Here is a 7031-nt window from a genome sequence, read left to right as displayed (position 1 = left end):
GTGTAGTAAAGATATAGCCCACCTACGGAAATAGGTGGGCTTTTCATGTATAAAAATTGCATTTATTATATGGCAATTAGAATTGAGGTCAAAATATTATCTCTTCCCTTTTAACTCTCTCAGTCTGCTTTTTCTCAACGTCTGAGCCTACTTACGTACCAACTGCATAATCAGTAAGAATACTAACAATTATAGCAATAACTAAGATTAATGTGATTTAAATCCATTTTCCCATATATATATTATTCCAGAAGATTTAGTTGCCATTGTGCACCGAACTGGTGTTGTTACCCTAACTGACGTTTAAATGCTTTGCCGGCGAAGAAGTAAGCGATAACCATAATGCCCACACACCAAGCAAGTGCAATCCAAATATCGTTGCCAACAGTCCCTTCATATAAGAGGGCACGAATCGCATTCACGATTGAAGTCACAGGCTGGTTTTCAGCGAACGCACGAACAATTTTTGGCATAGTTTCGGTAGGAACAAAGGCCGAACTAATAAAGGGCAGAAAAATTAGTGGGTACGAGTAGGCTGTCGCCCCTTCCATGGACTTCGCTGTCAACCCAGGAATGATAGCCAGCCATGTCAGCGCCAGCGTAAACATCCCGAGTATTCCAGCTACCGCAAGCCAATCCAGAATATTAGCACTGGAACGGAAGCCCATTATGAGCGCAACAAGAATAACCACCACGATAGTAAGCACATTAGCAACAAGTGATGTTAATACGTGAGCCCATAATACCGACGAACGCTTGATAGGCATAGTAATGAAACGTGCCATCAGCCCGCTCTTTACATCCGTAAACAACCGTACGGAAGTGTAAGCGACACCGGATGCGATAGCCATCAGCAAGATTCCCGGCAATAAATAATTGACGTAGTTATCCGTTCCTGTCTTTATGGCGCCGCCAAATACGTAGACAAACAACAGCATCATCATAATCGGCGTAATCGCTACCGTAATAATTGTATCTGGACTGCGCATGATGTTGCGCATTAAGCGCCCTAATAATACCCCTGTTTTGCTCTTCATTTACATCTCCTCCTTTTTGCCAATAATCGCAAGGAAAATTTCTTCCAATGTCGGCTGCTTCTCGATATACTCCACTTTTGTTGGCGGGAACATCTCTTTAAGTTCTGTAAGAGTACCAGTCGTAATAATTTTTCCGCCATGCAAGATAGCGATACGGTCCGCCAGTTGTTCGGCTTCCTCGAGGTACTGGGTCGTGAGCAAGATAGTCGTGCCGCCGCCGGCAAGTTCCTTGACTGTATCCCACACTTCAATACGCGCTTCAGGGTCAAGCCCTGTCGTCGGTTCATCGAGAAAAATGACTGCTGGCGTCCCGATCAAGCTCATGGCGATATCAAGCCGGCGCTTCATCCCACCTGAGTACTGGTCTGCCCTCTGGTTGGCTGCATCAGTCAGGCTGAATCTTGCAAGCAAATTGTCAGCGACTTGAGCGGGACTAGAAACTTCACGCAACTTGGCAATCATTATCAAGTTTTCTCTCCCCGTGAGCATACCGTCTAAAGCTGCAAACTGCCCTGTCAGACTGATACTTTGACGAACATGATCCGGTTGACGCTGAACGTCAAAACCACAAATACCTACTTCGCCGCCATCTTGCTTCATCAGCGTCGAGAGGATATTGACTATCGTCGTCTTGCCCGCTCCATTTGAACCCAGCAGTGCGAAAATTTCGCCACGCTGCACTTCAAAATCTACCCCTTTTAACACTTCCTTATCTTTAAAGGATTTTTTTAATCCTTTTACAGAAATCGCTGTATTGGTCATACTTTTTTCCTCCTTAAAAAATGTTTTGTAAAGCTAGACTGCTTACACTCCTCTATTTAGTATTACTGATAATCTGTATTACTTAGTACTGATTTAAAAATATAACTGAATAGCGATGGCGGCAATTCACATTTGTAACCAGCTAATCAGTCGGTATTACCTGTTGCATTTATTTTTTTCTCAATTGCTTCATGATACTTTCATTCAAATCTTCACGATACTTGGAAACATAAGTTTTAGCGTTTGCCACTAGTTCGTCAGCAAAGGATGCCACGTCCTCCCCAGTGATTTCTAGCACTTGTCTGCCTTCCGCCGCACCGGCTTCAAACAAATCGATTAGTTCATACTGTATGTGTAGCATATCCATCCCGTTACCAGCTGAGAAATTCCACATGTAGTTTTGAATTTTCTTAAACACAAACTGATAGTCCTCTGGCAGAGCTCCAACCCGTGCCATCATCATTTTGTACTCTTTTTTATCACCAATTAATTTTTTGAACATTTCCAACATATTATTTTTCCTCCTTTTTTATAAAGCAGAACAAGAAACTCCCAAAATATCGGCCGAATATTTAATCTTATGAGGCTAGTTTGACTTCAAGACGTTAATTTTTGATGATACAAAATCCCATTTTCTCCAAAACAATTCAAGCTCCTGACGGCCATCCTCATTTAGTGAATAAAACTTGCGAGGCGGCCCCATGTCTGACGGTTTCTTTTCAATATTCACAAGTTTTTTCTTCTCTAATCGCACAAGGATGGTATAGACCGTTCCTTCCACGACTTCAGTAAACCCAAGCTCATTCAGGTGGCGGGTAATCTCATAGCCATAAGTTTCACGGCGGCTAATGATTTCCAGAACACATCCTTCCAGCGAACCTTTCAGCATTTCAGTTAAATTTTCCATATTCTGATCCTCCTTTACCCCCTATTCTGTCTGACTTATATTCAGTATCACAGAGTACTAAGGCTAATTTTTACTGAATAGCTTTTGAGAAGCCTCACTATTCAGTATTACTTATTACAACTACATTGTATGACTAAGTAGTTGTAATGTCAACTCGATTTTTAAATTTTTTCTTAAATCCGCTTTTGCCTATTGGATACTGAATATATTTTTAAAAACTACGCTATTCAGTATTACTTATTACCACTATATTGTATGACTATGTAGATAGAATGTCAACTCGATTTTTAAATTTTTTCTTGAATCCGCTATTATCTATTGGATACTGCCTATTTTCTTCTTAAGAAATCTCACCACATACCTATCCAGCTAAGAAAAGGAAATACCCAAAACAAAAATTCCGCATTTTTATTTTGGGCGTTATAATATTCCGAAGTTAATGAATGTGGATAGCTCTCCTTATTAAAAAGACGGATCATTTTTTTGTTCTTCTACTAATGCACCTGTGCATCTAATACATGAGCTTGCGAATACATACAAACTCTTTATAAAGTCAACTCTACATATAGGACATCCTTTTTGTTACGATAACATCATATTCATGTCTTCTGCTGCGGTTGTAATTAGTTTTAAACCGAATGTTTCTTGTAATACATCAAGCACACCAGGTGAAATAAATTCAGGTGCCTTTGGACCAATGCGAATATCTTGAATACCAAGACTAAATAGCCCAAGTAAAATGGCAACCGCTTTTTGTTCAAACCATGATAGAACAATACTCACTGGCAATTCATTCACTTCACATTGAAAAGCATCTGCTAAAGCGGCCGCTATTTTCACTGTAGAAATTGAATTATTACATTGTCCTAAGTCAATGTAACGCGGAATCTCCGTACCGGGCACAACACCATAACTTACATCATTAAAGCGGAATTTCCCACAGGAAGTTGTTAAAATAACCGTTTCTGGCGGAAGTGACGTTGCTAATTCACGATAGTATTCCCCGCCTTTTCCTGGTGCATCACAACCTGCGATAACAAAGAAACGCTTAATTTCCCCTTCCTTTACTGCCTCAATAATTTCTGGAGCTAATGATAATACTGTATTTTAATCCAACATCAGATAATAAACGATAAAAAGTTAAAAACGTTTATACAACAAGCCCTGCATTTCATCTACAATTTTTCTTTACCGATAAAAAACGTTATCAAAAGAAAAGTATGTGGGCGAAATGTGGGCGAAAATAACAAATACAACAAAAGAGCACAGCGTGTATATACAGTGCTACCAACACTATATATACCGTCCGCCTACTCTAGATAGGCAAACACTTGCTGTACTCTTACGAACTATTTTACAGTACGTAAGGGCTCCTTAGCAACAGTTTGCTTACACTTGGCATTCTGTTGCTTTTTTGTTTCTGAGAAGGAGACAAGACTTATAATGAAGAAAAAAATCACAGCCTATAATAAGGATGTTCAAAAATATATGCAAGTAAACAAATTATGTTCCCAAAAGAAAAATGAAATTATTGAAGCTATTAGACAACGTTTCAATGAGAATAATCAAAGCTTTGAACGTTTATTTCCTGTGGGATCGAAAAGAAAAGATGTTATGGATCATATTGTATACATGCTTTCAGGGAATGGTATATGTAAAATTTCTGCAGAAACATTAGCTCGTAAAGCTGACTGTTCTGTAAGAACTGTGAACGCAGCAGTTCGTGTATTAAAAGAAACAAATGAAGTAGTAGTTGCAGGGTTAGCTGATGGTAAAAATAAATATGTATTTGTATTGAAAATGCATACTAACTTCACTACTATCATGAAAGAAGTATTTTATATAGATGCAGAACAGAGTGCAGGACAGGTTGCAGAACAGAAAAACTCTGAAACCCTTGATACTGTAGGTTTAGAGGGTGAAAAAACGCGTTCTAACTATAATAACTCTATTAACTCTTTTAATTCTTTAAAACAAGAAAAAAATAATGATATAGTATCCCTAATGGAATCTATTGAAAACGAATTTAAAGAAGCTCAAAATGATAGTAAACAAGAGTTCGAAAGAGTCCACACTTACTATGTGAATGAATACCAAGAAATGATGTACCATACAATCAAAGCTGGAACTTATCATCAAATTTTAAAAAACAATGCATCTATTATCGGTTTACGTGTGGGTAGCAATTGTGATATAGGTTTATTTTATCTTGCATTCAATGCGCTAAGTAAGGTAGATAGATTCCTAAAATGCAATGGTACTCTCACAGACACTGTACAAGCTTTATTTACGAAGGTTTACAGCGATAACATCAAACTATCTAAAGCACCTAAAAAAGCTAGCACAAGTAATTCCGATGCATCAAAAACACCTACAAAAGTACTTTTTTATAATTGGTTAGAAGAGAGCGGTTCAAAAGAGCCGTCCACAAATACAATAGACCGCTCTTTTGCTCCAGGTGTATATTATAAAATATCTAAAGAAGAAGCTGATGAAATGGGGCTATATTAAATTTATAAGATTGCTACTATGCCTTAACAACCATTTGATTCATGAAAGCATAAATGGATTTAGCCTGAAATTATGTGGAAATTTGTAGAGAGAATGTCATAGTGCTTATCCGTATCACGAGAAGAGAGGGGAAATATTTTGCCTTCTTGGGTTGCCATGGTTCTTGCTGCCATTTTAAACTATAAAAATACGCTTCGTACCGATTCAGTTTTTCTTTCATCATCTTTTGGCTATAGGTGGATCGTTGGACTTCGATAAAAAATGTGGATTGCCTTCATCTTCACATATACATAGGCTTCGTTTGATGTTACATAGTATGTTTTGACTTTGATAGTGTGTACTTTATATTATGATGATTCATTCACAAATGGATCGTTTCTTTATGCACCCAACTTTGAATATTTATGAGTTTTGTAACAACCTCTTTATGAAAAGACTCGTAAAAATGTTTGGAGAACCAATGGTTTTCACAACAGACCAAGCCCCAGCGTTACTTTGTGCATTGTAACGTAAAACCTATGAATAATCGTATAGAACAAGACCACCGACATGTGAAACGTCGTTTTGTTAAGTCATCTGGATTTCAAACTCTCCGACATGCTTCTCGTACGATAAAAGGCATTGAAACGATTCATGCCCTATATAACCAAAGGCGAAGTCTTCACAAATAAACTCCGTCTTTTCCGTGTATCATGAATTACAAGAATTATTAATGGTTGCATAACCATTTAACGATGTAATCCTAGATTTTCTATGTTTTTGGGAACTTTGCAACAGAACCCTAATTTGTATGATACTAATATTAGACCAATTAGAATTAAATGTTTGGCTAGTTAACGAATCTCCCACTTCAAACAGTCGATAAGGATGTTAAGTGGTGAGTAGTTCAACTTCTGCATATTATTTAACTCGTGGTGCTAGTTGAATTTCTAGTGTCCAAAAGCCATGGAAATGAGCACATTTTCTCATTTTGAATGGAAGAAAATAGCGGTATTCAAGATGCTTTTGAACGGTATGGAGTCAATTTTTGTATGATTTTAGGTGTTTTCTGAAATTGTTTTATGGTTTTTCCAAAGTTTTAAAGCTAACATTTACTAAAAATAACGAATAAATTTCAACTAGCACCATGGGTATTATTTAAGAAATTTTCATAATAGATACTATAGGTACAGAACCATGATAAATTAAAGTCTTTAGGACTGAACCACCATCATTAACCAATTGTAAAATACTATTTGCAGAGACTGTACTGATGATAACTGAACAAGCGAGGGTAGTAGCATCTGAAACAGTATTCTCAGCCACTCTACTACCAGGAACTGCATTTGAATTTAGTTGTAATTGCAATGCTATATTCTGTGATAAGGTCACCGGCTCACAATGAACAGTGTAGCTAACAAAATATGTTCCCGGAGATACCAGTGTTATGTCAGAAGAGTTACCAGCAAATGTAATGTCGGTACCACCATTATTGATCAGGATGTCTTGAAACAGTAACGGGGATTGATCAGATAAATTTACCTGTGCTGTAGTTTGTTGTACTACTACATTAGTATTTGTACTAGTACCCCCAGTAGGTCCTGTATCCCCTTGTAGTCCTATAGATCCTGTTGGGCCAGTTGGACCTGTTTCTCCCGTAGCTCCAATATCTCCTGTTGCTCCCGTTGGGCCTGTTTCTCCTGTTGCACCTGTTTCTCCCGTTGGACCCGTTTCTCCTGTTGGGCCTGTTTCTCCCGTTGGGCCTGTTTCTCCTGTTGCACCTGTTTCTCCCGTTGGGCCTGTTTCTCCTGTTGGGCCTGTTTCTCCCGTTGGGC

6 protein-coding genes and 2 pseudogenes are annotated in these 7031 nt (G+C 38.2%); 2 read left to right on the top strand and 6 right to left on the bottom strand.

Annotation, left to right across the window (positions count from 1 at the left end; all coding sequences use genetic code 11):
- Nucleotides 1–287: 287 nt before the first annotated feature.
- The 5 genes and pseudogenes from AB3X49_RS15260 to AB3X49_RS15240 form a co-directional block, all read right to left on the bottom strand.
- Nucleotides 288–1037, bottom strand: a complete 750-nt coding sequence (locus tag AB3X49_RS15260; protein ID WP_367963111.1) for an ABC transporter permease — start codon at nucleotides 1035–1037, stop codon at nucleotides 288–290.
- Nucleotides 1038–1799: an ABC transporter ATP-binding protein gene (locus AB3X49_RS15255; protein ID WP_113735464.1), complete on the bottom strand. Its 762-nt coding sequence runs from the start codon at nucleotides 1797–1799 to the stop codon at nucleotides 1038–1040.
- Between the two features lie 169 nt (nucleotides 1800–1968).
- A complete protein-coding gene (locus AB3X49_RS15250) occupies nucleotides 1969–2310 on the bottom strand; it encodes a DUF1048 domain-containing protein (RefSeq protein ID WP_002014108.1) in 342 nt (113 codons plus the stop codon).
- Nucleotides 2311–2385: 75 nt separating this feature from the next.
- Entirely contained in the window at nucleotides 2386–2706 is a 321-nt protein-coding gene (locus tag AB3X49_RS15245; protein WP_002128372.1) for a PadR family transcriptional regulator, read from the bottom strand.
- A 582-nt stretch (nucleotides 2707–3288) separates the two neighbouring features.
- Nucleotides 3289–3813, bottom strand: a pseudogene (locus AB3X49_RS15240) (anaerobic carbon-monoxide dehydrogenase catalytic subunit); the annotation flags it as partial.
- 336 nt (nucleotides 3814–4149) lie between these two features.
- Here AB3X49_RS15240 and AB3X49_RS15235 point away from each other — a divergent pair.
- Nucleotides 4150–5217 (top strand): cytosolic protein, encoded by a 1068-nt coding sequence (locus tag AB3X49_RS15235; RefSeq protein ID WP_367963109.1) that lies wholly within the window; start codon nucleotides 4150–4152, stop codon nucleotides 5215–5217.
- Between the two features lie 424 nt (nucleotides 5218–5641).
- Nucleotides 5642–5941 (top strand): annotated as a pseudogene (locus AB3X49_RS15230) (DDE-type integrase/transposase/recombinase); the annotation flags it as partial.
- A 413-nt stretch (nucleotides 5942–6354) separates the two neighbouring features.
- On the opposite strand, the gene AB3X49_RS15225 reads toward AB3X49_RS15230, so the two are convergent.
- The coding region (locus AB3X49_RS15225; protein WP_367963107.1) for a collagen-like protein at nucleotides 6355–7031 on the bottom strand (677 nt) is incomplete at its 5' end.

This window comes from Bacillus sp. C30, from assembly GCF_040838255.1.
Taxonomy (GTDB): Bacteria; Bacillota; Bacilli; order Bacillales; family Bacillaceae_G; genus Bacillus_A; species Bacillus_A mycoides.
This window is presented reverse-complemented; position numbering and strand designations above follow the sequence as displayed.